Origin of the sequence: Reyranella sp. (assembly GCF_965279625.1) — a bacterium.
Taxonomy (GTDB): Bacteria; Pseudomonadota; Alphaproteobacteria; order Reyranellales; family Reyranellaceae; genus Reyranella.
In genome coordinates this window covers 2,605,010-2,631,542 of record NZ_OZ257251.1, presented here as the reverse complement: position 1 = coordinate 2,631,542, position 26,533 = coordinate 2,605,010, and the positions used below count along the sequence as shown (strand labels likewise).

Sequence of the window (26,533 nt, the reverse complement as noted above, 5' to 3'; positions counted from 1 at the left end):
TTTGAAGTCAGGCCTTGAGAAGGGCCGGCAGCCACAGGGCCAGTTGGGGGAAGGCAATCAGGATGCCGATCATGACGATCATCATCACGACGAACGGCAGCGCACCGAGGCAGAGGTCGGAGAAGGCACCGCCGCGCCGCACCGCCTGCACCACATAGAGGTTGAGGCCGACCGGCGGGGTGATCAGGGCGGCCTCCATCAGGATGACGAAGACGATACCCCACCAGACCGGGCTGTAGCCCAGCGCCACGATCACGGGCACCACCACCGGCGTCGTGGCGATCATCATGGACAGCGTCTCCATGAAGCAGCCCAGGATCAGATAGAACACGACGATGGAGACGAGCATGCCGAGCGGCGAGAGGCCGAGCGCCAGCACCGTGTCGGTGATGGCCTTGACCAGACCGATCGACACCATGACGAAGTTGAGGAAGAAGGCGGCGATCACGATCAGCATGACCATGCAGGTCGTGCGCACGGTGCCCTCGAAAGCCCTCAGCAGGACTGGCAGGGTGAGCTGGCCGTTGGCCGCGACCAGGCCGAGCGTGGCCATCAGGCCGAGCGCCGCCGCTTCGGTCGGCGTGGCGATGCCGGCATAGATCGACCCCACGACGACGAGGAACAGGCCGAGCGGCGGCAGCAGGTTCTTCAGGCCGAACACGCGTTCCTGCCAGAGGTTCGCCGTGTCCTGCCTGGGGCCGGCCCATTGCGGTCGGAACAGGCAGAGCGCCAGCACCATCAGCGAAAAGAGTCCCGCCAGCATGAAGCCCGGAATGAACCCCGCCGCATACAGGTCGGCCACCGACGTGTCCGTCAGCACGGCGTAGATGATCATGTTGATCGAAGGCGGGATCAGGATGCCCAGTGTGCCGCCCGCGGCGATCGAACCGAGGAACAGCGGGCGGTTGTAGCCCCCTTTGTCCATGTTGGGGATGGCCACCGTTCCGATGGTGGCGGCGGTGGCCACCGAGGAGCCCGAGGTGGCCGCGAAGATCGCGCTCGCCGCGATGTTGGTATGGATGAGGCGGCCGGGAATGCGCGCGAACCACGGGGTCAGCGCCGTGAACAGGCGCTCGCTCATGCCCGACCGGTGCATCAGCTCGCCCATCATGATGAACATGGGCGCGGCGATCAGGATGAAGTCGTTGGACGAGTTCCATGCCAGCTCGCCGATCGCGCCGGTCATCGGAAAGAAGGCGTAGCGCTCCGACAGGACATAGGCCATCAGGCCGAGCGCGACCGCGACCGGCAGGCTGATCCCCACCAGGACGACGAGCAGCGTGAAGGCTGTGCCGATCATCGCGGCGCTCCATTCGTAGGCGGGACCTGTTCCACGCCAGCCTGGCTGATTTCCTCGTTGACGCGCAGGCTGCCGATCAGGGCGTCGAAACCCGGACCGTCGCCCGCCAGCAGGCGCAGCACGGCCTGGATCGGCAGCAGCACGGCGACACAGGCGAACCAGAAGATGCCGACCCACCAGATCGACTGCGGCAGCGCCATCGGCGTCTGCAGAGCCGACACCGACTTGGCGTTCATCGCCATGGATTGCGCAAGCGTACCCCAGCAGAACCAGGCGAGGGCGACGGCCAGCAGCGCCAGCGACAGGGCGGCGAGCAGGTCGAAGGCCACGCGGACGGACCTCGGAAAAGCATCGAGCAGGATGTCGACGCGAATATGGGTCTTGGAAGTGGTGGCGAATCCCAGGCCCAGGCCGATGCAGGCGGCCAGCGCGTAGCCCGAGATTTCGAAACTCTCGACCATGCCGCGCTTGAAGAGGTAGCGGGTGATGACGTCGATGGTGATGAGGCCGCTGCAGCCGATGAGGATGATGGCGCCGCCTATCCAGGCGAGTATTCGCGAGATGCGCTGCGGCCACGGCTCGGGCGGCAGGAGACTGGACGACTCACTCATTTTACGAATCTGCTCCCCCGAATGACGGCGCCCCCGCGACCATCATGACCCGAGCAATGTCCGGGCCATGTCTCTTTGTAGTCTGTCGCCACGCCACCCGCTAGGGCACGATCTTCTCCTTGCGGAAGCGCGTGAGCAGGCGCTCGAACATGGCCTCGCTGTCGATCACCTCGTGGAAGCCGTGCAGTCGGCTCTTGGTGACATCGGACATCACGTCCCAGTCCGAGCCGAAAACGTAGTCGGCAAACGGCCAGGCCACGAGCTGGCCGAAGTCGAACTTCTTCAGCCGGTACTTCTTCGTCATTTCCGCCCACATATCCGCCTTGTCGGCCATCTGCTGCGTCAGGCTGATGGTCTGCAGTTCGCCCACCTGCATGTCGAAGACCTGCGCGATGCGCGGCCAGACGTTGCGCCAGCGGAAATAGTCGCCGTTGGTGATATTGTAGGCCTCGTTGGCGGCGCGTTTCTCGGTGGCGGCCCACAGCGCCGCACTGGCGAAGTGCGAGGATTCCGTCACCTGGTAGATCGTGCCGTAGGCGCCGGGTTTGCCGGGAAAGCGCAGTGGCAGGCCGAGCTCCTTCGAGATCGCGGCATAGACGGCGATGGCGGGCAGGATGCTCATCGCCGTGCCCGGCGCGAAGCCGCACAGCGTCTGGGGTCTTAGCTCGGTCCAGCTCCACCGCTTGCCGCGCTGGAAGCCGGTCAGCCAGTCGATCTGGTCGAAGTAGAAGTCGGGCGGCATGTGGCCCGGATCGGTCTCGCGCATCGGCGTCTTCAGGGGGCCGAGATGCGTGCCGTAGTACTTGGTGCCGGTGACCAGCACGACGCGCTGCAGGCCGCGCGACGCCTTGGCGATGGCGGTCACGGAATGCACCAGCATGTCGCGATTGGGCGCGATCACCGAGGCATAGCCCGCCGCATTGCCGGTGCCGGGCTGGAAGGCGGCGTAGAAGACATGCGTGACGTCGCGCAGGTCCTTGAGCTTTGCCGCCACGTCGTCAAGGTCGAGCAGGTCGACCGAGACGTGGCGATAGCGCGGCCTGTCCTTTTCCCGCCGGCGCGACAGCCCGATCACCTGCCAGTCGCCTTCCGCGAGCAACCGCTCGACGATGTAGCGGCCGATGACGCCCAGGGCGCCGACCACGACGGCTTTCTTCTGCATGTCTCTACCTCGTCGTCGCGACGGTGCCGTTGGCGATCAGCGTGTCGATTTCGCCGGCCGCGTAGCCGTGCTCCTGAAGGATCGCGCGACTATGCTGGCCCGGCACCGGTGCCTCGGCGCGTGCCGTGCCCGGCTCCGGGGGCAACATGCCGGGCAACGCGGGGACCGGGACCTTCTGCGGAAGGCCGGCCTGTTCGAGCCAATGGATCAGGCCGGTTTCCTTGACGTGCGGCTGGTTGATGAAATCGGCGTAGCTGTTCAGTCGCTCGTGCATCAGCTTCGCCTCGGTGAGCTTCTGGCTCCAGTGCGCGGACGGCTTCGCCTCGATCATCGGCCGGATGATGGCATAGAGCGCTGCCTCGTTGGCGAGACGCGCCGCCGGCGTAGCGAAGCGTCCCTCGTATGCCAACGCGGGCACGTCCATCAGCCGGCAGAGGCTCTGCCAGTCGCCGTCCTTGATGGCCAGAATCGACATCCACGCGTCCGCTGTCCTGAACACGCCACCGGGCACGCCGCCGGGCTTCATCGTGCCGCCTTCGAGATGGCAGGCCATGAGGCGGATCGACTGCAGCGCGGTCGCCGACTGCATCAGGCTGACGTCGATGTAGCGTCCTTTCGTTTCGTCGCGCCGGGCGTAGAGCGCCGCGCTCACCGCCTGGAAGGCATAGAGCGCGGTCGACATGTCGACCACGATCACCGGCACGCGATGGGGAATCCCGTCCTCGCCGCGATTCTCCGCCATCATGCCGGTATAGGCCTGCAGCACCGGGTCCATGGCCGGCCGCTCGGCCAGCGGCCCGGTCTGGCCGAAGCCCGAGATCGACACGTAGAGGAGGCGCGGCACGCGGGCCGAGACGGCGGCATAGTCGAAGCCCAAGCGCTGGATGACGCCCGGCCGGAAACCTTCGAGGAAGATGTCGGCATCCTTCAGCAGGCGCCACACGACGTCCTTGCCGGCCTCGCTCTTGAGGTCGACCGACAGGCTGCGCTTGCCCATGTTGCCGATGATCGAGAAGGCGCTGTGGCTCCCATAGTGTACGCCGAGCGTGCGCGCCCAGTCGCCTTCGCCGATGCCCTCGACCTTGATCACCTCGGCGCCGTGCTGGGCCAGCAGCATCGCGCAATAGGGGCCGGCAATGCCCTGGCTCAGGTCGACGACCTTGAGGCCGGCAAAGGGCGCGTCGTAGCTCATGCGAGCTTGACCAGCATCTTGCCGAAGTTCTCACCGCGCAGCAGTCCGATGAAGGCGCGCGGTGCCTTGTCGATTCCCTCGACGATATCCTCTCGGTACTTGAGCTTGCCGTCGCGGATCCACTCACCCATCTGGCGCATCGCGGGGCCGTAATGCTGTGCGAAGTCGGTCACGATGAAGCCGCGCGCCATCACGCGCTTGCCGACGAAGGTGCCGAGCAGGCGCGGTCCCATCGAGGCGCCGGTCGCGTTGTATTGCGAGATCGAGCCGCACAGCGCGACGCGTCCGAAGAAGTTGATGTTGCGCAGGACGGCATCGGTGATCTCGCCGCCGACATTGTCGAAATAGACGTCGGGGCCGTTGGGGCAGGCGGCGCGCAGCGCGGCGTCGAGGTCCTTCTCCGCCTTGTAGTCGATGCAGGCATCGAAGCCGAGTTCGTCCTTCACGAAGGCGCATTTCTTCGCGCCACCGGCGATGCCGACGACCCGGCAGCCCATGATCTTGGCGATCTGGCCCACCACCTGGCCCACGGCGCCGGAGGCCGCCGACACGACGACCGTCTCACCGGGCTTGGGTTGCCCCACATGCAGCAGGCCGAAATAGGCGGTCATGCCCGGCATGCCCAGCACGCCGTTGGCGGTCGAGATCGGCGCCAGCGAGGGATCGACCTTGCGCAGGGCCGGCCCGCCGCCGATCGCATATTCCTGCCAGCCGAGACGATCCTCGACGATGTCGCCCACCTTGAAGTCCGGATGCTGCGAAGCCACGACCTCGCCCACCGTGCCGCCGGTCATCACCTCGCCGAGGCCGATGGCTGCCGCATAGGACGCGGCGTCGCGCATGCGGCCGCGCTGATAGGGATCGAGCGAGAGGTAATGCACCTTCACCAGAACCTCGCCGTGGCGCGGCTCGGGCACCGGCGCCTCCTCGACGCGGAAATCGGATTCGGCGGGCTCGCCAGGCGGCCGGCGCACGAGGACGACGCGGCGATGGGTCTTGGGGATGGTCATGAGCGGTTGCCTCCGATTTGCTTTGGGGCCCACCATAGCGCGGGATTTGCAGGAGCTGCCATGCCGACGATCCGCCGCCTTTCGTTCATCGGACTCGAGTATTCCTTCGCGCCGGAGAAGGCCTACGGCATGTCGCGCGGCGGCGGCTTCCGCCGACAGGGTGGGCTGGTCGAGGTCGAGACCGACCAGGGCGTGACCGGAATCGGCGAAGCCTTCGGCAATCCGCTGGTGACGCGGGAGTATTTTCGCATGCTCGAGCCGATGTTCGTCGGCCGCAGCGTCTTCGACTTCGACCATGTCGAGGCGAAGGTGCGCAACGCGATCTATCACCTGGGCGTCGGCAACCAGCTCACCGCCTGTCTTGCCGGCATCAACGTTGCGTTGTGGGATGCCATGGCCCGCGGCTTCGGCGTGCGCGTCTGCGACCTGATCGGCGGCTGCGGCGCGACACGTTTCCCGGCCTATGCCTCGACCGGCTTCTTCTCCGACGATCCCGATCGCCAGCTCGAGCACATGATGGCGGAGGCGGCGGCCCATCCCTATGCCGGCGCCAAGATCAAGATCGGCCGCGGCATCAAGAGCGACGTCGAGCGGGTGAAACTCGCCCGCGAGGCGCTGGGCCCTGACAAGTTGCTGCTGGTCGACATCAACGGCGCCTATACGGTCGACGTGGCGCTGGAATGCGCCCGCGCGATCGAGCCCTTCAACATCCACTGGATCGAGGAGCCGCTGCCGCCGGGCGATTTCCGTGGTTATGCCGAGCTACGGGCACGCTCGCCGATCGCGCTGGCGGCCGGCGAGGCGCATCATACGGTCCGCGATTTCCGCGCGCTGATCGACGGCCGCTGCATCGACATCGTGCAGCCTTCCATTCCCGGCGTCGGCGGCATCACCGAGGCCAAGCGCATCGTGGCGCTGGCCCATGCGCAGAACCTGCGGGTCGCGCCGCATGTCTGGGGCGGCGCGGTGGGCCTGGCGACGGCCTGTCATTTCCTGGCCGCCTTGCCCGCGACGCCGCACACCGACCATCCGCCGCATCCGTCGATGCTGGAATACGACATGAGCGACAACGCGCTGCGCACCAAGCTGCTGAAGTCGCCGCTCGTGCTCGAAGACGGTCATATCCTCCTGCCGGAGGGGCCCGGTCTCGGCATCGAGCTCGATCGGGATGCCGTCGAACGCTACCGGGTGTGCTGATGCCGCCGGTCAAGGTCGACCCGGACAAGGTCCGCGAGTTCGCGACGGAAGCCAGCTTCCACGACTGGCTGGGCAAGCATCACGACACCGAAAGCGAAGTCTGGATCAAGATCCACAAGGTCGGGTCGGGTCTCACGTCGATCACGCCGAAGGAGGCAATCGACGTCATCCTGTGCTGGGGCTGGATCGACGGAATCCGCAAGGGCTTCGACGACAAGAGCTTCCTGCAGCGCTACACGCCGCGCGGCCGCAAGAGTGTCTGGAGCCAGATCAACGTCGACAACGTCGCCCGGCTGGTCGAGGCAGGCCGCATGACCGAGCACGGGCTGAAGCAGGTCGAGGCGGCGAAGGAAGACGGGCGGTGGGCGCGCGCCTACCGCGTCAAGGACTCGAGGATTCCGGACGATCTCCAGGTTGCTATCGATGCCGAGCCCAGGGCGAAAGCCATGCTGGCGAAGCTCAGCGCGCAAACCGCTTCGCACTGACCTTCCGTACCGAAAGCATGAAGACCGCAGCGGGCCGCAAGAAGAAGATCGAGGCCTTCGTCGAGATGCTGGAGCGCGGTGAAACGATCCATCCGCAGGGCAAGAAGAAGTAGCGGAAGGTCCCTCGCTTACGCTCGGGATGACATCGTTCTTTCATCGACGCACCTGCGCCAATTTCAACAATGTTGTCATCCCGAGCGTAAGCGAGGGACCGTTGTTTTTTGAGCGAAACTGGAGTTGCACGCTCCATTGAGCCTCGTGCGCTACCGCAACGTCGGGTCGAGCCGGTCGCGCAGCCAGTCGCCGAGCAGGCTGATCGACAGCGTCGTCAGAACGATGGTGGCGGCCGGGGCCAGCATGATCCAGGGTGCGTGGCTGATGTATTCGCGGCCGTAGCCCACCATGTTGCCGAGCGACGCGAGCGGCGGCTGGACGCCGAGGCCGAGGAACGACAGGCCGCTCTCCAGCAGGATGATCTCGGGAAAGGTGAGCGTCATCGACACGATCAGGGTCGAGGCGATGTTGGGCAGGATGTGCAGGCCGTAGATGCGGGCCGGGCCGGCGCCGAGCTGGCGGATCGCGGCGGCATAGCCCTGCTCGTTGGCCGCCAGGGTGAGGCCGCGCGCGATGCGGGCGTAGCGTTCCCAGGAATGGAAGCCCATCAGCGCAATGAACAGCGGCAGGCTGTTGCCGAGAAACGCCAGCACCGACAGCGCGATGATCATGAAGGGCATGCTGGCCTGGAAGTCGATGGCCATCAGCACGACCTGCTCGACCCCCTTGCGGAAGTGGGCGGCGAGAAAGCCCAGCGCCGTGCCGAGCGTTGCCGCGATGATCGTGCCGAACAGCGCGATCAGCAGGCTCATGCGGATCGACATGATGAGCCGCGAGAGCACGTCGCGGCCCAGTTCGTCGGTGCCCAGCAGATGGGCCCAGGTGCCGCCCATCAGGACCGGCGGCGCCAGCCGCGCCTTGAGATCGAGCGCGGTGATGGAATAGGGGACCAGTAGATCCGCGCCCAGCGCCGTCACGATCATCAAAGCCAGCCAGGCGAGCGCCAGGGTGACGCCGAGCGGCAGGGCGAAGAGGCGACGCGGGAGGGCGGGAGCGGGGGCGCGTTCGGCAATGGCCATGCTGCTTGTCCTAGTGCGCCGCGGCCGTGCCGTGCACGCGCGGATCGAGCCAGCCATAGGCGAGGTCGACGGTGAGGTTGGCCATTACCATCCACGCCGCGATCACCATCAGGATGGCCTGCACGACCGCGAGGTCGCGGTTGGCCACGGCCGAGACCAGCAGCCGGCCGACGCCCGGCCAGGAGAACACGCTTTCGACGACGACGGCGCCGGCCACCAGGCTGCCCACCATGAAGCCGATGATGGTGACGGTCGGGATGGCGGCGTTGGGCAGCGCATGGCGGGTTACGACGGCATGCCAGGTCACGCCCTTGGCCGAGGCGGCGCGGATATAGGGCTGGCCCAGCACTTCCAGCATGGCCGAGCGGGTGAAGCGCGCCATGATCGCGGCCCCCCCGGTGCCCAGCGTGATGATCGGCAGGATGGCCGAGGAAAGCCCGCTGTTGCCGCTGGCTGGCAGCCAGCCGAGCTGGACCGCGAACACCAGCACCAGCAACAACGCCAGCACGAAGCTCGGCATGGTGAAGCCCGCGACCGAGGCCGCCATGGTCAGCCGGTCGGCCATCGAGTTGCGATGCAGGGCGGCATAGATGCCGGCGGGAATCCCGAGGCCGATCTTGAGCGCCAGCGCCGGCATGGTGATGGCGAGGGTCGCCGGTACACGTTCCATCACGAGGTCGATGGCGGGCCGCCCGTCGCGCATCGACTTGCCGAAATCGCCGGTGAGGGCATGGCCGATATAGGACAGATACTGATCCCAGATCGGCTGGTTGAGGCCCCAGGATTCGCGGAACGCCGCGATCGCCTCGGGCGGCGCGTCGACCGACATGATGAGCAGCGCCGGATCGCCCGACAGCCGCAGCACCACGAAGGCGAAGGTCATCACGAAGAGGATGGTGAGGCCCGCGCGCAGCAGGCGCGAGGTGGCGAACATCAGCATCAGGCGGCGACCTGCAGGGCGGGCTCGTGGACGCGGTGGCAGGCGACGAGACGTCCGCCGTTCGACGGCTGCAAGGTCGGCGCCTCGGCGCGGCACTGCGCGGTGGCGAAGGGGCAGCGCGTGTGGAAGGCGCAGCCGGATGGCGCGTTCACGGGGTTGGGCGGGTCGCCCTGCAGCAGCAGGCGCTCGCGTTTCGGTCCGCCGCCGAAATCGACGGTGGGAATCGCGGCGACCAAGGCGCGCGTGTAGGGATGGGCCGGTGCGGCGAACAGGCTCTCGGCTTCGCCCTGCTCGACGATGCGGCCGAGATACATGACGGCGACGTCGTGGCTGACCTGACGCACGACCTTGAGATCGTGGCTGATGAAGAGATAGGCGATGCCCAGCCGGTCCTGCAGGTCGAGCAGGAGGTTCACGACCTGCGCCTGGATGGAAACGTCGAGCGCCGAGATCGGCTCGTCGCAGACCAGCAGGTCGGGCTTGGTCATCAGGGCGCGCGCCAGCACCACGCGCTGGCGCTGGCCGCCGGACAGTTCGTGCGGATAGCGTTCGTACTGGTGCCGCTGCAGGCCGACCGATTCCATCGCCGCCTGCGCGCGATCGCGGCGCTCCGCTGCGGTCGTCTGTTCATGGATGACGAGCGGCTCCTCGATCTGCGTGCCGATCGGCAGGCGGCGGTCGAGTGCGCCCAGCGGATCCTGATAGACCATCTGGATGTGCCGGCGCAGGCCGCGCCAGGCCGGCGTGCCGACGGGCGGCAGCTTCTGTCCGCGATAGTGGATGCTGCCGGAGGTGGGCGGGACCAGTCCCAGCACCAGCTTGCCGGTCGTCGACTTGCCGCAGCCCGATTCGCCCACCAGGCCCAGGGTGCGGCCGGGATGGAGGACGAGCGACACACCGTCGACGGCCCGCAGCACGGCCTTAGGCGCGAAGAGTCCCTGGCCGGCGCGGACCTGGTAGTGGCGGCGCAGATCGGTGGCCTCGAGCAGAGCACTCATTCCGCGGCCTGCGGCTGAATCCACGCGGAGACGCCGGCCTCGACGCGGCGATGGCAGGCAGTGAGGTGGCGAAAGCCGACGAGGCGCGAGGGCGGCGGCACCGTCGCGCATCGCGCTTCGGCGACGGGGCAGCGCGGCGCGAAGCGGCAACCGGCCGGCATGGCGCCGGGTTCCGGCACGGTGCCGGGAATCGCGGCCAGCCGGCGGCGCGGGCCGGTGAGTGTGGGCAGGGCAGCCAGCAGGCCCTGCGTATAGGGATGACGCGCCGCGCCGAACAGATCGGCGCCGGGGGCTTCCTCGACGAGACGGCCGGCATACATCACCGCCACACGATCGACGTTCTCGGCAACCACCCCGAGATCGTGGCTGATCAGCACCAGCGCCATGCCGGTGTCGCGCCGGATGCTGGCCAGCAGGGCGAGGATCTGCGCCTGGATCGTGGCATCGAGCGCCGTGGTGGGCTCGTCCGCGACCAGCAGGTCGGGCTCGCCGGCCAGCGCCATGGCGATCATGACCCTCTGGTTCAGGCCGCCCGACAGAAGATGCGGATAGTCGGAGAGGCGCCGGCGCGCGTCGGCGATGCCGACCTGGTCGAGCAGGCGCAACGCCTCGGCCTCGGCGGCGCGTCCGCCAAGGCCACGATGCAGGCCGAGTGCCTCGACGAGCTGCCGGCCGATGCGATGCACCGGGTTGAGGCAGCTCGACGGGTCCTGGAAGATCATGGCGATGCGATTGCCGCGCACCTGCTCGAGGTCGCCGCGCGTGGCCCCGACCAGCTCTTTCCCGTCAAGACGGACCGACCCCGTAACGCGTGCCTTGGTGGGCAGCAGACCGAGCGCGGCCAGCCAGGTCACGCTCTTGCCCGAGCCCGATTCGCCCACGATGCCCAGCGCTTCGCCGGGGGCGATCTCGAGGCTCACGCCATCGACGGCGCGCGAGTCCTGCGCGCCGCCCGCGAAATCGACCGTGAGGTCGCGTACCGCGACGAGGGGCGCCGTCATCGCGCGGCCCTCAGATCGAGAAGTTGTTGCTGCGGAACTCCATGGCGAAAGACGGCGAGGCCTTCCACTTGATGTCCCGGCGCTTGGCGGTGAAGGTCGCGTTCTGGTGCAGCACCGTATAGGCGGGGTCTTCGCGTTCACAGATCTCGAGCATGCGCCTGAACATCGCCTTGCGCTTGGGCATGTCGGTCTCGATCTCCATCGCGGTGGAGAGACGGTTCATCTCGTCGTTGGTCCATTCGCCGACCTGCTGCTGCTGGCCCTGCGGCCCGTGCTGGGCGACCAGCGAGGAGATCGGGTCGTTGAAGCCGGCGCTGTTGGACCAGTCGCGCACGGCCCGCGCGCCGTTCGCGTCGAAGATCTGCTGCCAGTTCTCCTTCATCTCGATCTGCACGTTGAGGCCGGCGGTACGCCACATCTCGACCAGCACCTGCGCGGTCGATACCTGGTTGGTGTAGTAGTTGTTGAGCAGCCGGTACGGGATCGGATCGCCCTTGTAGTTGGCTTCCTTCAGCAGCGCCTTGGCCTTGGCGAGATCGTAGGCCGGGACCGTCCAGTTCTCGATGAACATCGGGCCGTAGAATTCCCATTGCAGGCCCGGCGGCACGCGGGTGCGGCCCGACCAGAGCGCGTCGACGATGGCCTGACGGTCGATTGCGTGGGTGAAGGCCTGGCGGATGCGCGGGTCGGCGAGGCGCGGATGGTTCTTGTCGAACACCGTGATGCGGTGGTTGACGATGGTACTGCCCAGCACCTCGAACTTCGGGTTCTTCTCGATGCCCGGGATCTGGTCCGGCGGCACGTCGCAGATGAAGTCGAACTGGCCGGCCAGCAGGCCATTGATGCGGGTCGCGACCTCGGGCACCACCATGATGCGCACGCTCTTCAGCGGCGGGCGGCCGCCCCAGTAGTCATCGTGCGCATCCAGGGTCAGCGACTGGTCGGGCACGAACTCGCGCACCTTGTAGGGGCCGGTCGAGACCGGCGCGCGCGCCCAGTCGAGCCAGCTCTTGGCTTCGTCATAGGCGCGGCGCGAGACGATGTCGCTGCCGAGGCGCCCGATGCGGCCCTCCATGGTCACGTCGGGCGTACGGTTGACGAAGCGGACCGTGTATTTGTCGACGGCCTCGACCTTCTCAAGTGCGGGGAACAGGCGCTTGGCCACCGCGGGGACCTCCGGCGGCAGGTTCTTTCCCTGCACCGCATCGCGGATGAGGACCGAGGTGAAAAGCGTCTTGTTCGAGGTGATGTCGTAGTCCGGCCCGAACATGCGGTCGCGGCTGAAGGTGAAGACCACGTCGTCGGCGGTCATCTCGTCGCCGTTATGGAACTTCACGCCCTTGCGCAGGGTGAACTCCACCGTGCGGTCGTCGATGCGCTTCCAGCTCTCGGCGAGGCCTGGCACCTCCTCCAGCTTGGCGAGCAGGTCCTGCATGATCAGCCGCTCGAACATGAACGAAAAGACGCGCTGGCCGACATTGGACTGCTCGCGGAGCGGCTCCAGCGCGGCGCTGTTGGCGATCTGCTGGACCGCGATGGTGATGCTGGGCCGACGGTCGGCCTGCCCCAGGGCGATACGCGGCAGGCCGAAGCTGGTGGCGGCGAGACCGGATGCGGCGATCAGAGCACGGCGGCGCAGAAACATGGTGTGAACCCCTGGACGGCAAGGGCGGCACGCTAGGGCGCTTTCGTGAATGCGAGGTTTCGGTTCGGTGACGCTTCGCTTGTTGCAGTGCGGGAAATCCTCTGGGCTGTGCAACGCCAGGCGGATTTACGCATGGCCTAGGAGAATAGTCGGTAGAGGCGTAGACTTGCCTCGGCAACTCGGGGAGAGAACATGCCTATTACCAATCGTCTCTATGCAGAATTTCTGGGAACTGGCTGGCTGGTGCTGGGCGGATGCGGCAGCGCCGTGCTTGCCGCCGGCTTTCCGCAACTCGGCATCGGCTTCGCCGGCGTGGCGCTCGCCTTCGGCCTCACCGTGCTCACGATGGTCTATGCCGTGGGCGGGGTGTCGGGCGGTCATTTCAATCCGGCGGTTACGGTCGGCTTGGCCGTAGCGGGCCGCTTTCCCTTCGGCGAGGTCGTTCACTATGTGGTCGCCCAGGTGCTGGGCGGCATCGTGGGCGCCGCCATCCTCTATGTCATCGCGACCGGCAAGGCCGGAGCCGAGATCGGGAGCTTTGCGACCAACGGCTACGGCGATCACTCGCCCGGCAAGTACGGGCTCGTCTCCGCGCTGGTCATCGAAGTCGTCATGAGCTTCGGCTTCGTGACCATCATCCTCGGCGCTACTGACAAGCGCGTCAGCCCGGCGGTGGCGGGCCTCGCGATCGGCCTCGCGCTGACGCTCATTCACCTCGTGACCATTCCGGTGACCAATACGTCCGTGAATCCCGCGCGCAGCACGGCACCGGCGCTGTTCGTGGGCGGCGCGGCCCTGTCGCAACTCTGGCTGTTCTGGGTGGCGCCGCTGCTGGGAGGCGCGATCGCGGGCGCTGCCTATGGGTTGCTGCGCAGCAAGGACTGACGGGGCCGTCCGGGCGCTGTAGAGTGGGGGGATAAGCCCAAGACCAATGAAGGCGATCCCCCCATGTTCATCAAGAGACTCGCGCTGCTCGTCCTGGTCGGACTTCTGCCGGTGGCTGCGGCTGCCCAGCAAGACGCCGAGGTGAAGTTCCGGTTCAAGGAGAATCCCAACAGCATCTCCGGCTGCATCCAGGCCGATCCGTCCTTCACGCGCGAGCACACATTCTCGATCGTCAACGGTCAGGTCGAACTCAAGTCGGCCGGCGGCATCGAGGTGAAAATGAAGCCGATCCGCGCGAACGTCTATGAAGGCCGCTTCGATCTCGGTCGCATGAACATCATCTACACCGCCGATCTCGGCGCCACGCCGCCGACACTGGTCGCGCAGAGCCAGGATGGCGGCTGCAAGTGGAATGCGGTGAAGGCCTGACGTTCGTCTTCGCTGATTCGTGAATGGCGTCATGAAGTCGTCGCGGCGATCGATTCCGTTCAGCGTCACCATCCTGACGCTGATGGCGCTGGTGGTCGTGCCGCTCACGAGCGTGTTGCTGTGGCTCGGCTGGCGTTCCGTCGATCTGCTCGAGCAGCGCAGCGCCGACCAGAAGGTTTCCCATCTCGAATCGGCGGTGGAAGACTTCCTCACCGACGGCCTGCATGTGGTGATTTCGGTCGGCCAGACCCTGGCCTACGGTCCGAGCTTCAACGCCACGGAAAATCCGGTCGTCGACGAGGAGCGGCGGCACCAGCTGATCGCCATGCTGGACCGTCACCCGGCCGTGCAGTCGGCGTTCGTCGGCTACGCCGACGGCAGCTTCATCTATGCCGGGCGGCCGGAAAGCTTCACCATCGAGCAACGCATCGAACTGGACGCGCCGGATGGAGAATCGATCATCGTGCGGGTGATCGAGGCGGGCGAGCCTCCGCGCAAGGAGACCTACTGGTTCTATCTGCCGGATGGCAGCCATGGTCCCGCCCGGACGGCCACGACGACCTTCGATCCCCGCACCCGGCCCTGGTACGTCCAGGCGATGAAGGCGAAGCAGGCGATTCTCACCGAGCCGTATCGCTTCGTTCAGACGCCGGACGCCGGCATTTCCGCCGGCATTCCGCTGCGCAGCGATATCGGCGTCATGGGCTTCGATTTCACGCTCCGGACGCTCTCGGAGCTGCTCACCGCCTACAAGATCACCGAGAACTCGGTGATCGTGGTGGGCCATTCCGGTGGCGCGGTCGAGATCGAGTCCGAGCCGTGCGCGCCGACGCTACCCGGCTGCCTGCCGTCCGACGCGGCCGTGCGGCAGATCCTGCACAAGGCCGTGGAGGAGGCGGTCGCCACCGATGCCAAGATTGATCGCCAGGTCGAAGCCGGAGGCCACACCTATCGCGTGATCGTCCATCGCATGCCGCCGTTGCTGGGGCAGCGCTTCGTGATCGGAGCGGCGGTGCCGGTGCTGGAGCTGACGGCGGAGTCGCGCGTGCTTCTGCAGCGGGCCGCCATGGCCGCCGCCATCGCCGTGGCGCTCGCCGCGCTCGGGGCGCTGGCCGCCTCGCTCATCCTCTCGCGCTCGATCGCGCGCATCGCCCTCAAGACGGAGAGCATCCGCCAGCTCGACTTCTCCGACCAGCAGCCGGTGCGAAGCCGCATCACCGAGATCGTGCGCCTGTCCGACGCGGTCGAGAACATGCGCGAGGGGCTCGAAATCTTCGGGCGCTACGTGTCCAAGGACCTCGTGCAGCAGATCATGCGGTCGCCCGAGAGCAGCGGCGTCGGCGGCACGCGCCGCGAGATCACGGTGATGTTCACCGATATCGAAGGCTTCTCGTTGCTCACCGAGACGATGGAGCCGGAACTGCTGACCAGCCGTCTGTCGCGCTACTTCGAGGCGCTGGGCTCAGCGATCTCAGCCAACCGCGGCATGATCGACAAGTATATCGGCGACAGCATCATGGCGTTCTGGAACGCGCCCGAGACCGATCCGGAGCACATCGCCAATGCCTGCCGCAGTGCGCTGCAGGCCGCCGCCGCCGGCCGGGCGCTCTCGGAGAAGTGGCGCGATCGCGGCCGGCCGGGCTTCCGCACGCGCTTCGGTCTGCATACGGGACCGGCCGTGGTCGGCAATGTCGGCGCGCGGGAACGCATCAACTATACGCTGGTCGGTCAGGTCGCCAACCAGGCTTCGCGCCTCGAAGGCATGAACAAGGTGTATGGCACCGAAATCCTGGCGAGCGGCGAGGTCGCCGGACCGACCTCCAACCTGTTCGTGTGGCGCCACATCGATCGCGTCGTCGCCGTCGGCACGACCGAGCCGCACGATGTCTATGAACCCATGGGAGAGGCGGCCGTCCGCGCCGAACACGCGGCCTTCCTCGCCGCCTGGGATCGTGCCCGTGGCTCCTATGTCGAAGGCCGCTTCGACGAGGCTTTGGCTGGCTTCCAGGCCGCGGCGGCGATGCGTGAGGAGGATGCGCCGTGCCGCGTGTTCATCCGGCGTTGCGAGAGATTCCAGACCGAGGGCGCGCCTCCTCAGTGGGACGGGATCTGGCACATGGACCAGAAGTAGCGCGTTCAGAATCGTGCCGAGAGACGTCCGCTGAAGACGTGGACCGGTCCGCGCACCGCGTTGTAGGCGGGGTTGGCCAGCAGCTGATAGTCGGCGGTGGCGACGACGCCCTTGGCAAGCTGGAAGGCATAGTAGGTCTCGACGACGGCTTCGGAGGCATAGGTGAGGGCGCCGTCGCCCACCAGGACACCCAGGCCGCCGGCAGCCAGATAGTTGCTGTGATCGGCTGAAATCGAGTTGAGGGCGCCCGCGATGCCGATCCGGTCGTCGGGCCGGCCCCAGCGCGTTCCCTTGATCGAGGTGCCGAGCGAGATGCTGGTGTCGATGTCGGTGAAGGCCATGATCTCCGACGCGCCGTTGTTCCAGCTGAAGCGGCCGAACAGGCCGATATCGTCGGTGATCTCCTGTTCGAGATTGAGGTAGAGCCCGTATTTGGTGCGGCCGCGCCGCGTCTGGTCGATCGTGTCGTTGGCCGTCAGGCCGGGTGTCAGGGCGGCAAGGGCGACGGCCTCGTTGTAGGAGCCGGAGAAGGCGCTGTTCATCCACGTGCCGAGACGCACCGCGCCCGCCCGGTCGAATGGCCGGTAGCGCAGCTCCAGCTCGGCCACGTAGCCGCCGCGGGTGAACAGAGCGAGGTCGAAGGTGTTGGCATTGGGCTCGTTGCCCACCAGGAAATATCCGGCGCGCACGCTCCAACTCGGCTGGTTGAGTTCGGCGGCGAAGCCCCAGGTGAGGCCCAGGCGATCGGCGGGATAGTCGAAGGCGCCCGAGGCCCAGATCGACCAGTTGAGAAAGTCGATGCGCGGATCCTCGGCATAGGTGTTGCCGTCGAACAGGTCCTTCACCGAGAACTTGCCGATCTGCAGCGTGACGCGGGAGACGTCGCGCTCGCCCGAAAGCTGGCCGTACTCGCTCTCCACCTTTTCGCGCTCGCCGCCCAGCCCGATCTCCTGCCGCAGGAACAGGCGCGAGGTGTTGTAGCGCGGGTAGGGGAAATTCGACTTCTGCGCCTCGCCGTTGGGATAGCCGCCGGCGCCCGTCGTGTTGGCGACGCCGAAGCCCTGCAGCAGTTCGGGATTGTAGTAGAGCTCGCCGCCCTGCCAGAGCCGCACGCCGAGGAAGGCCGAGACCGTCCAGGTTTCGCGGCTCTGTCCTTCCGCCGGCAGACTGTTGGCACCGGTATAGGCTGCGGCGATCGGCGGATAGCCCTGGAAGATGAAGGTCGTCTGGCCGTGGATTTCCCATGAACCCGGCCCACGATCGGGCTTGTCGTCCGGATCCTTCTCGGGGGCGCCGAACTTGTAGTTCAGGCCGAGCCTGACCCGGTGCAGGTCGTAGAGTGAATCGTAGCGCGACGGCGAGGCGAAGGTGAAGCCGTTCAGGGGCAGGCTGGTGTAGAGATATTCCGCGCGCGCCGACCACTTCGAATCCAGCCGGTAGTCGACGCCGGCCCCCAGCACATAACCCGCGCGGACATTGCCCGGCGTGGCGTCGTCGTTGCCGGTCGTGAGATCAATGCGTTCGGTGCGCGTGCTGGCCCAGGCAATGCCGCCGGTCACGAAGGGCGTCCAGCGGTCGATCGCGTAGCCGAGACGGCCGCGCAGGCTCGCGAGATATTCGAGTTGCTGGTTGGCGGTGGCTGTCGCGGTCGCCCGGTACGACATGACCTGCCCGAGATCCTGGGCGCCAGCGAAAGACATGTCGAGTTCGAGGCCGAGCATCAGCCGGGACGGAAAGTAGTGCTCGTAGCCGGCCTGCACACCGCCGAAAACGGTGCCGTAAGGTGTCGTGCCCCCCGCCGTCGCGCCGGGGATCGGATCGGCGAAGGTGGCGGTGGCGTTGCCGAAGAGATAGCCGACATGGCCACCGACATAGAAGCCCGAGCGCGGCGCGCCGGGCTCGTCGGCGCGCGCGAGCGGAGTTGCGAGCAGGACGGCCGCGATGGCGGCAATGCCCGCCCACACCGGACTGCCCTTCCGTGCGCCGTTAAGTGATCGCCTGGCCGTCATCGGCCGCTCGATATCACGTGCGCGGCCGGTCCGCCCTGCGACGATTTCAGAAGCGAACGGTTACACCCAGCGTGAAGAATTTGGTGTTAATCGTGTCGTAGGTTGTGCCCGCGAGCAGGTCGAAATCGAACCGCGGGTGGGCGGCGGGCGTGTAGCGCAGTCCGATCTGGTTGCCGATCACGCCGGGCTGGCGTCCGAAGGCTTCCATCATGAGGGTGACATCCCAGCCGACATCGACTTCGACCTGGCCGCCCCAGAAGAAGGCGGTGGGATGGTCGCCGCGCAGATAGCTCCATCCACCGTTCACGTTGATCCTGAACTTCTCGGTGACGGGGATCGTCACCAGTCCGATGAGTCCTGCCAGGCCCACGTCGCCGGTCCGCGCATTGACGCCGGCGTTCAGGGCCAGCCCGAAGCCCACGCCCTTCGATGCCGGCTGAAAATTGATCTTCATCTGCGGCCCGATCAGCGGTCCGGAGATGGTCTGATCCCAGTAGTGCGCGTAGGCCGCCCCGATCTCGAGCCAAGGTATCTTGAGAGAGGTACAGGCGGGCGCAATATTGCCGTAGCCGTCGCCGGGCACGAAGTCCGCGACCCAGAGTTCGACGTGGCAGGTGCCGGGCGTCTCGACCTCGGAATCGTCGACGACATGCGCGCCGCCGGCCGCCAATGTCGGCCCGGCGAACACGGCAGCGGCGACCCACAGCAGGAGTCCGACGAAGATGCAGTAATTGTTATTTTTCACGCGGCGAGAAGTTCGCCCGAGACTGTTACACGCGCAAGTCGTTTTCAGGTGCGCATCAATGTCCGGACGTGGGTTGCCACCGATTCGGCAAGGGCTGCGAGGTCGTAGCCGCCCTCGAGGACCGACACGAGCCTGCCCTGCGCATGGCGATCGGCAATGGCGAGGAGCTCCTCGGTCAGCCAGACGAAGTCTTCGGTCTCGACGTCGAGCTGTGCCAGGGGATCGCGGCGATGGGCGTCGAAGCCCGCCGAGACGATGACCAGCTCGGGCGCGAAATTGTCGAGCGCTGGCAGGAGGCGGTCAGCCCAGGCGGCCCGGAATTCGGTGCTGCCGCTGCCGGCCGGCAGGGGAACGTTTACGACGTTGCCGTCGATGCCACGCTCGCGCGGCGAGCCCGTGCCGGGATAGAGCGGGTATTGATGCGTCGAGGCATAGAACAGGTCGGGATCGGTCTCGACCACGGCCTGCGTGCCTTGGCCGTGATGGACGTCGAAGTCGATCAGGGCGATGCGCCGGACGCCATGGGCGGTACGCGCATGCAGGGCGCCGATCGCTGCATTGCTGAACAGGCAGAACCCGCCGGGCACGTCGGGTGTGGCGTGATGGCCGGGCGGGCGTACGGCTGCGAAGGCGGTGCGGGCCTGTCCGCCCAGCACGCCGTCGACGGCGGCCACGACGGCCCCCGCGGCATGGCGCGCGGCATTGGCGCTGCCGGCGCTCATCACGGTATCGGCATCGACATGGACCAGCTCGCCGGGCGGCGGGCGGATGCCCAGGATGGCGTCGACATAGGACAGCGGATGCACGCGCGTCAGTTGCTCGATGGTGGCGGCGGGCGCGATCAGGCGTGTGAGGCCCGCGAACTCCTCGTCGGCCAGGGCCGCCGTCACCGCGCGCAGCCGGTCGGCCCGCTCGGGGTGATAGTCGCCGGTATCGTGTTCGAGGAACGACGGGTGGCTGATCAGCAGCGTCATGCATCCCCCTCTAGCGCGCTTCGGCGTTCTGCGACAGAGTCACCCGCAACCCTTCGATCGCTGTGAGGTTGTTTTGTCAAAGTTGCACTGTTTGGTCGCCGCCGTCCTGGTCCTTTTTGCCGGGCCGGCCTCCGCCCAGGAAACCACCTTCCGGCTGAAGAATTCGATGGCATATCCGATCGCCCAGCTCTCGGTTTCGCCGACCCAGCTCAACATGTGGGGGCCGAACTTCCTGCGCCCGCCGGTCATCCGGCCGGGCGAGGCCCGCGAAGTGTCCTACCGGGCGCCGACCGACTGGTGCATGGGCGACCTGAAGGTCACCTTCGCCGACGGCGGTGCGCCCGCCGTCTGGGGGTACCTGAACCTCTGCACCCTGCAGAATATCTCGCTCCACTACGACCGCATGAGCGGCATCACCACCGCCCGCTACGACGAGTAGGAAAATGGACGCCTTGCCGGGACTGCCGTTCGACAACAGCTACGCGAAGCTGCCGGAGCGGTTCTATGCCCGGCTGGCGCCGACGCCGGTCGCCGCACCGCGCCTCGTAAAGCTGAACGAGGCGCTCGCGCTGCAGCTCGGCCTCGAGCCTGCCGCGCTGGCCTCACACGAGGGCGTCGAGATGCTGGCCGGCAACCGCGTGGCGCCGGGCTCGGAGCCGATTGCGCTCGCCTATGCCGGGCACCAGTTCGGCAACTTCGTGCCGCAGCTTGGCGACGGGCGCGCCATCCTGCTGGGCGAGGTCGTGGACCGCGACGGCCGGCGCCGCGACATCCAGCTCAAGGGCTCGGGGCCCACACCCTTCTCGCGCAGCGGCGATGGCCGCGCCGCGGTCGGGCCGGTGCTGCGCGAATACATCGTGAGCGAGGCGATGGCCGCGCTGGGTATTCCCACGACGCGTTCGCTGGCCGCTGTCACCACCGGCGAGCCGATCTGGCGCGACGGCGAGCTGCCGGGCGCCGTGCTGACACGCGTCGCCTCGAGCCACGTGCGCGTCGGCACCTTCCAGTTCTTCGCCGCGCGCGGCGACACCGAGGCGCTGCGCCTGCTCGCCGACCATGTCATCGCGCGTCACTATCCGGAGGCAGGCAAAGCCGCCGAACCCTATCGCGCGCTGTTCGAAGGCGTGATCGGCCGCCAGGCTGCACTGGTGGCCAAGTGGCTGCTGGTCGGCTTCATCCACGGCGTCATGAACACCGACAATTGCTCGATCGCCGGAGAGACCATCGACTACGGTCCGTGCGCCTTCATGGACGCCTACAATCCCGAGACGGTGTTCAGCTCGATCGACCAGCAGGGCCGCTACGCCTATGCCCATCAGCCGGGCATCGCGCACTGGAACCTGGCGCGGTTCGGCGAGACCCTGCTGCCGCTGCTGGCCGACGACAGCGACAAGGCCCTGGCGATCGCCAACGAGACTCTCGCGACCTTCCGCCAGCATTACGTCGCCGCCCTGGTCGGCGGTCTGCGCCGCAAGCTCGGCCTGTTCACCGAGGAAGAGGGCGATGCCGCGCTGGCGCAGGACCTGCTCAACGCGATGACCGACGGGCGGGCCGATTTCACCCTGACGTTCCGCCGCCTGGGCGATGCCGCGGCCGATCCGGCGGCCGACGCCGAGGTGCGCCTCCTGTTTGGCGACAAGCTGCAAGCGTTCGACGCCTGGCTGCCGCGCTGGCGCGAACGCCTGTCGCGCGAGCCGCAGGACGGCGCCAGCCGGCGTACGGCCATGCATGCCGCGAACCCGCTCTACATTCCGCGCAATCACCGGGTCGAGCTGGCGTTGGCCGCCGCCGTCGAACGCGAGGACTACGCGCCGTTCGAGGAGCTGCTCGCGGTACTGGCCAGACCTTTCGAGGAACGGCCGGAATTCGCCGCCTACGCCGAACCGGCGCCGGCCGATGACGGTGTCTACAGGACCTTCTGCGGTACGTAGGGCCGAGCGAAGCTCGGCCCCCGGAGCGTCAGGACATCGCTTTTGCGATGTCCGGGAGCGCCGAAGAAAGTACCATCCGACACGAGCCTTCTGCATTGCCTCATAGATTGACCGCAGTGGGCCGCGCGTCCTTCCAGTCGATCCATCGGTCGAGATGCATGAAGCGTCCGTCGTCGGTGCCGATCTCGCGGGCGATCAGGGTGTTCAGCTTGCCGTTCATCATTGCGATCAGGTCTCGGTTGCGCTCGAAGTCGTGGGCCAGGTTCACGATTTCATCGGGATCGTTCACGAGGTCGTAGAGTTCGAGATCGTTCTTGGCCCGAAGCTCCTCCAGCGTCGCCGGCGTGTTGAAGCCGTGGAACGAGAAGTAGCGGCTGAACTTGTAGCGCTCGTCGACGATCGAGCGGATGCAGACGCGCAGTTTCCAGTCGACCGGGAACGACTCGATCTTCCTGAACTGGTCGGAGCGCGCGATCGATTTGTCCTGCAGGGTCTCGTAGAGCGTCCGCGTGAAATTGGCGTCGTGCACCATGAGCTGGCTGTAGCAAAACAGCGTGCCGCCGCGCTTCTGCGTGAAGGCGGGGTTCACAGGCTGGCGCAGCAGGGGCGAGAAATCCTGGCCCTTCATCTGCTTCATCATATCGGCCACGGGGGCCGTCGACTTCGCCGTGAGCGCAACGATGGTCGGCACGAAATCGAGATGCGAGGTGAGCTCCAGGCAGCGCTGGCCGCCCTTGATCTCCGGATGGACCACCAGCATCGGCACGTGGTTCTGCTGGCGATAGGTGGTCGTGCCCTTGCCCTGCAGGCCGCCATGGCTGGCCAGCAGTTCGCCGTGATCGGACGTGAAGATCACGATGGTCTTGTCGGTGAGGCCGAGCCGGTCGAGCTGTTCCAGGACCTGCACGATCTGCTGGTCGGCGTCGCGGATGGCGTTGAAGTAGTAGTTCTGCCGCAGCCGCATGCGCCATTCCTCCTGCGGGATCAGCCCGGTCAGGATGGCATTGGCGCCCTTGTAGATGCGGTGCGCCGGCACGCGGTCGGGCGTGTCGAGCGATTGCTGCCAAGTCTTCTGCAGCGGGATCTCGTTCCATTCCCGCCGATAGAAGGAATCGTCCGGCGGATAGTCGATCTTGAGCTTGGCCTCGACCGCCTGCACCGGCTTCTCGCCGCGCCTGTCGGTGTTCACCCACATGACGTCGTGCGGGTTCACGAGGTTCACCGCGAGATACCAGGGCTGCTTCCTGTCGGTCATCGGCCGGCCCTTGGCCTTAAGCCACTGGATGGCCTGCGCAGCCGTGATCTGGTCGTACTGGTAGCCGCCCTGCGCGCCTTCGATGAAGTCGCCGACGCCGGTATAGTCGTAGAAGCCGTAGTCGCGATCCATCATGGTCTCGAACAGCGTCTTGATATCGTCGGCGTGGTTCTCCATCGCCATCGCGCCGTTCAGGTGCCACTTGCCCTTGTAGGCGGTGTAGTAGCCCATCTTGCGCAGGATCTTGCCGATGGTCGGCAGCGCGGGATCCAGGCTCTTCATGTAGGGCACGCCAGCATTGTCGAAGATGCCGTTATGCGGCATGTGCAGGCCCGTATAGATCACCGCGCGCGAGGCCGAGCACATGTCCGCCGCGATCTGGTGATTTTCGAAATAGGTCCCCGTCGTGCGAAGCCGTTCATGTCCCGGCAGCGGTATGGGCCAGCCTGGGCCCATGTAATGCTCCTGGTCCGTCAGGATGAAGAGGATGTTGTAGCCGCCCTCGGTCGAGCCCGGCGCCTCCGCGGACGGAAAGGCCGATTCGGTGCCGCCGGTGATGCGGGTCGTCTGCGCCTGGGCGGGCGTATCGCAAGCGGCCGTAGCGGCAAGCGCGGCGCTGCCGGCGATGAAGGACCTGCGCGATGGATCGGTCATGGCTTCCTCGTAGAGAGCTCGCTCACCTCGTAGCACCGAATCGTGGCAGGCGCGCGAGCTCGAGAAGCCGCGCACAGTCGACATGTTCTTCGAGGTGATCGGCCAGCCGGTCGAGCGTTTCTTCTATTCCGGCCTCGTAGTCGAGGCCGGAACTCGCGGCGCCGATCTTGTGCAGCCAGTGACGCCGCTGGCGATCGTCGGCCAGCAGGCCGTGAATGTAGCAGCCCGCGATCCTGCCGCTCGCGTCGATCGCGCCATCGGTGCCGCCGTGATCGAGGTCGAGCAGCGGACGTGCCGTCGTGGTCGTGCGGCCGACATGCATTTCGTAACCCTTGAACGGCACGCCGTCCGCCATGGTCTTCCCGGTGACCTCGACCAGGACCTTGTCGCCGCCGAGAACGGTCTCCGCTTCGAGCAGCCCGAGACCGTCGACGCTGCCGGGCGGTCCTTCGATGCCCTCGGGATCGGCGACGCGCCGGCCGAGCATCTGATAGCCGCCGCAGAGTCCCAGGACATGGCCGCCGCGACGCAGATGCGCCTTGAGGTCGATGTCCCAGCCGGCCTCGCGCAGGGTGGCGAGATCGGCGATGGTGGCCTTCGAGCCGGGCAGGATGACGAGCCGCGCATCGCCCGGGATCGGCTCCCCCGGCCGGACGAACACGACATCGACGTCCGGCTCCAGACGCAGCGGATCGACATCGTCGAAGTTGGCGAGGTGCGGATAGGCCAGGACGACGATCTTCACAGCGCCGTCCGGTGCGCTGTTCCCGGGCAGGCTGAGCGCATCCTCGGCCGGCAGCCTGATGGCGTCGGCGAAGTAGGGAACGAGGCCGAGCGCAGGCCAGCCGGTCTGTTCCGCGATCCGTGTCATGCCGTCGGCGAACAGGCTGGGATCGCCGCGGAAGCGATTGACGACGAAGCCCACGATCATCGCGGCGTCTTCGGGATCGATCACGGCCTTGGTGCCGACCAGGCTCGCGATGACGCCGCCGCGGTCGATGTCGCCCACCAGGACGACCGGCACATCCGCGGCGCGTGCAAAGCCCATGTTGGCGATGTCGTCGGCGCGCAGGTTGACCTCGGAAGCGGAACCGGCGCCCTCCACCAGCACGAGATCGGCTTCGGCCGCGAGACGGTCGAAACTGTCGAGCACCGCGGCGAGCAGGCCGGACTTGAGGGTCTGGTAGTCGCGCGCCCAGGTATTGCCTACGACGCGCCCCTGCACGACCAGCTGGGCGCCGACATCGCTCTGGGGCTTCAGCAGCACCGGATTCATATGAACGCTGACGGCCACGCGCGCCGCCCGCGCCTGCAGCGCCTGGGCGCGGCCGATCTCACCGCCCTCGACCGTCACCGCCGCATTGTTCGACATGTTCTGCGGCTTGAACGGCCGCACCTTCAGGCCGCGCCGCGCGAAGACGCGGGCGAGGCCGGCGACCAGCAGCGACTTGCCGACATCGGAGCCTGTGCCCTGGATCATCAGCGCGCGCGCCGGCATGAGGTCTCCGATCGAGTCAGAAGGGACGAGCCGTGATCGCGCGTTCCTGCTGCATGAATCGCGTTGACGCACGGCAAGAGCGGACCCTAACTGAAATGAACGCGCGCCCCAAGGCGCGTGTCAGAGAGGCTCCGCAATGGTGATGCTCTTTCGCCCTCGATGGCTGCAGCGCAACGGCATGCGCAGCCTCTGCGTGATCCGGCGATGATCGTCGCGGGCGTGGGGTATCGGCGCGAGGCCTCGGCTGACGAACTCGAGCGCATCGTGCGCATGGCGCTTGGCCTGTTCGACCTGCCCGTCGAACGACTGGACGCGCTGGCCACGGAATCGGAAAAGGCGACCGAACACGCCTTTGTGGAAGTCGCGCGTCGGCTCTCGGTGAGGTTTGTCGCCTGCACGGTGGACGATCTCGACCGCGTCGCGGGGCGCGTGCTCACGCCTTCGAAGCTGGTACTGAAAGCGAAGGGGTTGCCCTCGATCGCGGAGGGGGCGGCCCTCGTGGCGGCGGGCCGCGAAGGCCGGTTGCTGGGGACCCGCGTGGCGACCGAACACGCGACCTGCGCCATCGCCATCGGAGAAGGACGATAGAACCAGCGCGCGGGGAACCGGGCGTCCGGTCGCGAGTTTTATTCCTCTTGCCTCCTATCGACGGGCGACGCATCGCTCGTTCGTTCATGCAATCGATCGGTGGAGTTGATGGCGACGCATCCGCATTTCGACGCGGCCTTCCGGGCCGAGTTTCGCGAACTGGTCCTGTGGCGGCGTGACGTGCGGCGTTTCCGGACCGATCCAATCCCCCGCGAGCGCATCGACGCGCTGCTGGAAGTGGCAAGCCACGCGCCGTCGGTAGGGCTCAGCCAGCCCTGGCGGTTCGTGCATGTCGAATCCCCGGAGCGTCGCCGCGCCGTGGTCGAGAGCTTCACGCAGGCGAACGAGGAAGCGCTTGCCGGTTACGCCGGTGAGAAGCACGCGATCTATGCTGGCCTGAAACTGGCCGGCCTCAAGGAAGCGCCGGTCCATCTCGCGGTCTTCTCCGACGACGGCACCCATACCGGCAGCGGGCTGGGCCAGCAGACCATGCCGGAGACGCTGCATTATTCCGTGGTGGCGGCGATCCAGACCTTGTGGCTGGCCGCGCGCGCCCATGGGATCGGCATGGGCTGGGTTTCGATCCTCGATCCGAAGGCGGTGACGCGCGTGCTCGCCGTGCCGGCTGGCTGGACTCTCGTCGCCTATCTCTGCCTTGGCCTGCCGGCGGAGGAACATCTCGATCCCGAGCTCGAGCGACATCACTGGGAAGTGCGCAGCGACCTCAGCGACGTGGTGCTGACGCGCTGATTCTTTGACA

General features: G+C 66.8%; 23 protein-coding genes and 1 pseudogene. 9 read left to right on the top strand and 15 right to left on the bottom strand.

What is annotated here, in order from left to right; translation table 11 throughout:
- Positions 1-7 precede the first annotated feature (7 nt).
- The 5 genes from ACQY78_RS12845 to ACQY78_RS12825 all read right to left on the bottom strand — a co-directional run bounded on the left by ACQY78_RS12845 (position 8) and on the right by ACQY78_RS12825 (position 5,275).
- On the bottom strand, positions 8-1,300 hold the full coding sequence (locus ACQY78_RS12845) for a TRAP transporter large permease (protein WP_428686073.1): 1,293 nt from the start codon (positions 1,298-1,300) through the stop codon (positions 8-10).
- Positions 1,297-1,911: a TRAP transporter small permease subunit gene (locus tag ACQY78_RS12840; protein WP_428686072.1), complete on the bottom strand. Its 615-nt coding sequence runs from the start codon at positions 1,909-1,911 to the stop codon at positions 1,297-1,299. Before ACQY78_RS12840 ends, ACQY78_RS12845 begins: the two co-directional genes overlap by 4 nt.
- Positions 1,912-2,011: 100 nt before the next feature.
- Positions 2,012-3,073, bottom strand: coding sequence for an SDR family oxidoreductase (locus tag ACQY78_RS12835; protein ID WP_428686071.1), 1,062 nt, complete (start codon positions 3,071-3,073; stop codon positions 2,012-2,014).
- A 4-nt stretch (positions 3,074-3,077) separates the two neighbouring features.
- Positions 3,078-4,265 carry a CaiB/BaiF CoA transferase family protein gene (locus ACQY78_RS12830; RefSeq protein WP_428686070.1) on the bottom strand — a complete coding sequence of 396 codons (1,188 nt, stop codon included), beginning with the start codon at positions 4,263-4,265 and terminating at the stop codon, positions 3,078-3,080.
- Entirely contained in the window at positions 4,262-5,275 is a 1,014-nt protein-coding gene (locus ACQY78_RS12825; RefSeq protein ID WP_428686069.1) for an NADP-dependent oxidoreductase, read from the bottom strand. The genes ACQY78_RS12830 and ACQY78_RS12825 overlap by 4 nt, the downstream gene beginning before the upstream one ends.
- 60 nt (positions 5,276-5,335) lie before the next feature.
- On the opposite strand from ACQY78_RS12825, the gene ACQY78_RS12820 reads away from it, so the two are divergent.
- Entirely contained in the window at positions 5,336-6,472 is a 1,137-nt protein-coding gene (locus tag ACQY78_RS12820; RefSeq protein ID WP_428686068.1) for a mandelate racemase/muconate lactonizing enzyme family protein, read from the top strand.
- Positions 6,472-7,070, top strand: a pseudogene (locus ACQY78_RS12815) (YdeI/OmpD-associated family protein). The gene ACQY78_RS12820 and the pseudogene ACQY78_RS12815 overlap by 1 nt, the downstream one beginning before the upstream one ends.
- Positions 7,071-7,220: 150 nt before the next feature.
- Here the strand turns inward: ACQY78_RS12815 and ACQY78_RS12810 are convergent.
- The 5 genes from ACQY78_RS12810 to ACQY78_RS12790 are packed head-to-tail and all read right to left on the bottom strand — an operon-like array spanning position 7,221 to position 12,674.
- Positions 7,221-8,090 carry an ABC transporter permease gene (locus ACQY78_RS12810; RefSeq protein ID WP_428686067.1) on the bottom strand — a complete coding sequence of 290 codons (870 nt, stop codon included), beginning with the start codon at positions 8,088-8,090 and terminating at the stop codon, positions 7,221-7,223.
- 10 nt (positions 8,091-8,100) lie between these two features.
- Complete coding sequence (locus ACQY78_RS12805; protein ID WP_428686066.1) at positions 8,101-9,030, bottom strand: ABC transporter permease; 930 nt, start codon at positions 9,028-9,030, stop codon at positions 8,101-8,103.
- Positions 9,030-10,028, bottom strand: a complete 999-nt coding sequence (locus tag ACQY78_RS12800) for an ABC transporter ATP-binding protein (protein ID WP_428686065.1) — start codon at positions 10,026-10,028, stop codon at positions 9,030-9,032. The genes ACQY78_RS12805 and ACQY78_RS12800 overlap by 1 nt, the downstream gene beginning before the upstream one ends.
- Positions 10,025-11,029 (bottom strand): ABC transporter ATP-binding protein, encoded by a 1,005-nt coding sequence (locus ACQY78_RS12795; RefSeq protein ID WP_428686064.1) that lies wholly within the window; start codon positions 11,027-11,029, stop codon positions 10,025-10,027. The genes ACQY78_RS12800 and ACQY78_RS12795 overlap by 4 nt, the downstream gene beginning before the upstream one ends.
- Positions 11,030-11,039: 10 nt before the next feature.
- Entirely contained in the window at positions 11,040-12,674 is a 1,635-nt protein-coding gene (locus tag ACQY78_RS12790) for an ABC transporter substrate-binding protein (RefSeq protein ID WP_428686063.1), read from the bottom strand.
- 192 nt (positions 12,675-12,866) lie between these two features.
- On the opposite strand from ACQY78_RS12790, the gene aqpZ reads away from it, so the two are divergent.
- The 3 genes from aqpZ to ACQY78_RS12775 all read left to right on the top strand — a co-directional run bounded on the left by aqpZ (position 12,867) and on the right by ACQY78_RS12775 (position 16,119).
- Positions 12,867-13,559: an aquaporin Z gene (gene aqpZ / locus ACQY78_RS12785; RefSeq protein ID WP_428686062.1), complete on the top strand. Its 693-nt coding sequence runs from the start codon at positions 12,867-12,869 to the stop codon at positions 13,557-13,559.
- 63 nt (positions 13,560-13,622) lie between these two features.
- Positions 13,623-13,988, top strand: a complete 366-nt coding sequence (locus tag ACQY78_RS12780; protein ID WP_428686061.1) for a hypothetical protein — start codon at positions 13,623-13,625, stop codon at positions 13,986-13,988.
- Positions 13,989-14,019: 31 nt separating this feature from the next.
- On the top strand, positions 14,020-16,119 hold the full coding sequence (locus ACQY78_RS12775; RefSeq protein ID WP_428686060.1) for an adenylate/guanylate cyclase domain-containing protein: 2,100 nt from the start codon (positions 14,020-14,022) through the stop codon (positions 16,117-16,119).
- A 5-nt stretch (positions 16,120-16,124) separates the two neighbouring features.
- Here ACQY78_RS12775 and ACQY78_RS12770 read toward each other — a convergent pair whose 3' ends face one another.
- From ACQY78_RS12770 to ACQY78_RS12760, 3 genes are read right to left on the bottom strand one after another with little or no spacing between them, the layout of a single operon-like run.
- A complete protein-coding gene (locus tag ACQY78_RS12770) occupies positions 16,125-18,128 on the bottom strand; it encodes a carbohydrate porin (RefSeq protein WP_428686059.1) in 2,004 nt (667 codons plus the stop codon).
- 46 nt (positions 18,129-18,174) lie between these two features.
- Entirely contained in the window at positions 18,175-18,873 is a 699-nt protein-coding gene (locus tag ACQY78_RS12765) for a hypothetical protein (protein WP_428686058.1), read from the bottom strand.
- Between the two features lie 44 nt (positions 18,874-18,917).
- Positions 18,918-19,847: a histone deacetylase family protein gene (locus ACQY78_RS12760; protein WP_428686057.1), complete on the bottom strand. Its 930-nt coding sequence runs from the start codon at positions 19,845-19,847 to the stop codon at positions 18,918-18,920.
- Positions 19,848-20,013: 166 nt separating this feature from the next.
- On the opposite strand from ACQY78_RS12760, the gene ACQY78_RS12755 reads away from it, so the two are divergent.
- Entirely contained in the window at positions 20,014-20,286 is a 273-nt protein-coding gene (locus ACQY78_RS12755; protein WP_428686056.1) for a hypothetical protein, read from the top strand.
- Between the two features lie 4 nt (positions 20,287-20,290).
- Positions 20,291-21,778 carry a protein adenylyltransferase SelO gene (locus ACQY78_RS12750; protein ID WP_428686055.1) on the top strand — a complete coding sequence of 496 codons (1,488 nt, stop codon included), beginning with the start codon at positions 20,291-20,293 and terminating at the stop codon, positions 21,776-21,778.
- Positions 21,779-21,878: 100 nt separating this feature from the next.
- Here ACQY78_RS12750 and ACQY78_RS12745 read toward each other — a convergent pair whose 3' ends face one another.
- Together ACQY78_RS12745 and ACQY78_RS12740 are read right to left on the bottom strand one after the other, a co-directional pair.
- Complete coding sequence (locus ACQY78_RS12745) at positions 21,879-23,687, bottom strand: sulfatase-like hydrolase/transferase (RefSeq protein WP_428686054.1); 1,809 nt, start codon at positions 23,685-23,687, stop codon at positions 21,879-21,881.
- A 22-nt stretch (positions 23,688-23,709) separates the two neighbouring features.
- Complete coding sequence (locus tag ACQY78_RS12740; protein ID WP_428686053.1) at positions 23,710-25,185, bottom strand: cobyric acid synthase; 1,476 nt, start codon at positions 25,183-25,185, stop codon at positions 23,710-23,712.
- A 204-nt stretch (positions 25,186-25,389) separates the two neighbouring features.
- Here ACQY78_RS12740 and ACQY78_RS12735 point away from each other — a divergent pair, with 204 nt between their 5' ends.
- Positions 25,390-25,773, top strand: a complete 384-nt coding sequence (locus ACQY78_RS12735) for a cobalamin biosynthesis protein (RefSeq protein ID WP_428686052.1) — start codon at positions 25,390-25,392, stop codon at positions 25,771-25,773.
- Positions 25,774-25,881: 108 nt separating this feature from the next.
- On the top strand, positions 25,882-26,523 hold the full coding sequence (bluB, locus tag ACQY78_RS12730) for a 5,6-dimethylbenzimidazole synthase (RefSeq protein WP_428686051.1): 642 nt from the start codon (positions 25,882-25,884) through the stop codon (positions 26,521-26,523).
- Positions 26,524-26,533 lie beyond the last annotated feature (10 nt).

Excerpts from the sequence above, each read along its gene's own strand:
- ACQY78_RS12845 (WP_428686073.1), bottom strand. The coding sequence starts at position 1,300 with ATGATCGGCACAGCCTTCACGCTGCTCGTCGTCCTGGTGGGGATCAGC.
- ACQY78_RS12840 (WP_428686072.1), bottom strand. The coding sequence starts at position 1,911 with ATGAGTGAGTCGTCCAGTCTCCTGCCGCCCGAGCCGTGGCCGCAGCGC.
- ACQY78_RS12835 (WP_428686071.1), bottom strand. The coding sequence starts at position 3,073 with ATGCAGAAGAAAGCCGTCGTGGTCGGCGCCCTGGGCGTCATCGGCCGC.
- ACQY78_RS12830 (WP_428686070.1), bottom strand. The coding sequence starts at position 4,265 with ATGAGCTACGACGCGCCCTTTGCCGGCCTCAAGGTCGTCGACCTGAGC.
- ACQY78_RS12825 (WP_428686069.1), bottom strand. The coding sequence starts at position 5,275 with ATGACCATCCCCAAGACCCATCGCCGCGTCGTCCTCGTGCGCCGGCCG.
- ACQY78_RS12820 (WP_428686068.1), top strand. The coding sequence starts at position 5,336 with ATGCCGACGATCCGCCGCCTTTCGTTCATCGGACTCGAGTATTCCTTC.
- ACQY78_RS12810 (WP_428686067.1), bottom strand. The coding sequence starts at position 8,090 with ATGGCCATTGCCGAACGCGCCCCCGCTCCCGCCCTCCCGCGTCGCCTC.
- ACQY78_RS12805 (WP_428686066.1), bottom strand. The coding sequence starts at position 9,030 with ATGCTGATGTTCGCCACCTCGCGCCTGCTGCGCGCGGGCCTCACCATC.
- ACQY78_RS12800 (WP_428686065.1), bottom strand. The coding sequence starts at position 10,028 with ATGAGTGCTCTGCTCGAGGCCACCGATCTGCGCCGCCACTACCAGGTC.
- ACQY78_RS12795 (WP_428686064.1), bottom strand. The coding sequence starts at position 11,029 with ATGACGGCGCCCCTCGTCGCGGTACGCGACCTCACGGTCGATTTCGCG.
- ACQY78_RS12790 (WP_428686063.1), bottom strand. The coding sequence starts at position 12,674 with ATGTTTCTGCGCCGCCGTGCTCTGATCGCCGCATCCGGTCTCGCCGCC.
- aqpZ (WP_428686062.1), top strand. The coding sequence starts at position 12,867 with ATGCCTATTACCAATCGTCTCTATGCAGAATTTCTGGGAACTGGCTGG.
- ACQY78_RS12780 (WP_428686061.1), top strand. The coding sequence starts at position 13,623 with ATGTTCATCAAGAGACTCGCGCTGCTCGTCCTGGTCGGACTTCTGCCG.
- ACQY78_RS12775 (WP_428686060.1), top strand. The coding sequence starts at position 14,020 with ATGAAGTCGTCGCGGCGATCGATTCCGTTCAGCGTCACCATCCTGACG.
- ACQY78_RS12770 (WP_428686059.1), bottom strand. The coding sequence starts at position 18,128 with ATGACGGCCAGGCGATCACTTAACGGCGCACGGAAGGGCAGTCCGGTG.
- ACQY78_RS12760 (WP_428686057.1), bottom strand. The coding sequence starts at position 19,847 with ATGACGCTGCTGATCAGCCACCCGTCGTTCCTCGAACACGATACCGGC.
- ACQY78_RS12755 (WP_428686056.1), top strand. The coding sequence starts at position 20,014 with ATGGCATATCCGATCGCCCAGCTCTCGGTTTCGCCGACCCAGCTCAAC.
- ACQY78_RS12750 (WP_428686055.1), top strand. The coding sequence starts at position 20,291 with ATGGACGCCTTGCCGGGACTGCCGTTCGACAACAGCTACGCGAAGCTG.
- ACQY78_RS12745 (WP_428686054.1), bottom strand. The coding sequence starts at position 23,687 with ATGACCGATCCATCGCGCAGGTCCTTCATCGCCGGCAGCGCCGCGCTT.
- ACQY78_RS12740 (WP_428686053.1), bottom strand. The coding sequence starts at position 25,185 with ATGCCGGCGCGCGCGCTGATGATCCAGGGCACAGGCTCCGATGTCGGC.
- ACQY78_RS12735 (WP_428686052.1), top strand. The coding sequence starts at position 25,390 with ATGATCGTCGCGGGCGTGGGGTATCGGCGCGAGGCCTCGGCTGACGAA.
- bluB (WP_428686051.1), top strand. The coding sequence starts at position 25,882 with ATGGCGACGCATCCGCATTTCGACGCGGCCTTCCGGGCCGAGTTTCGC.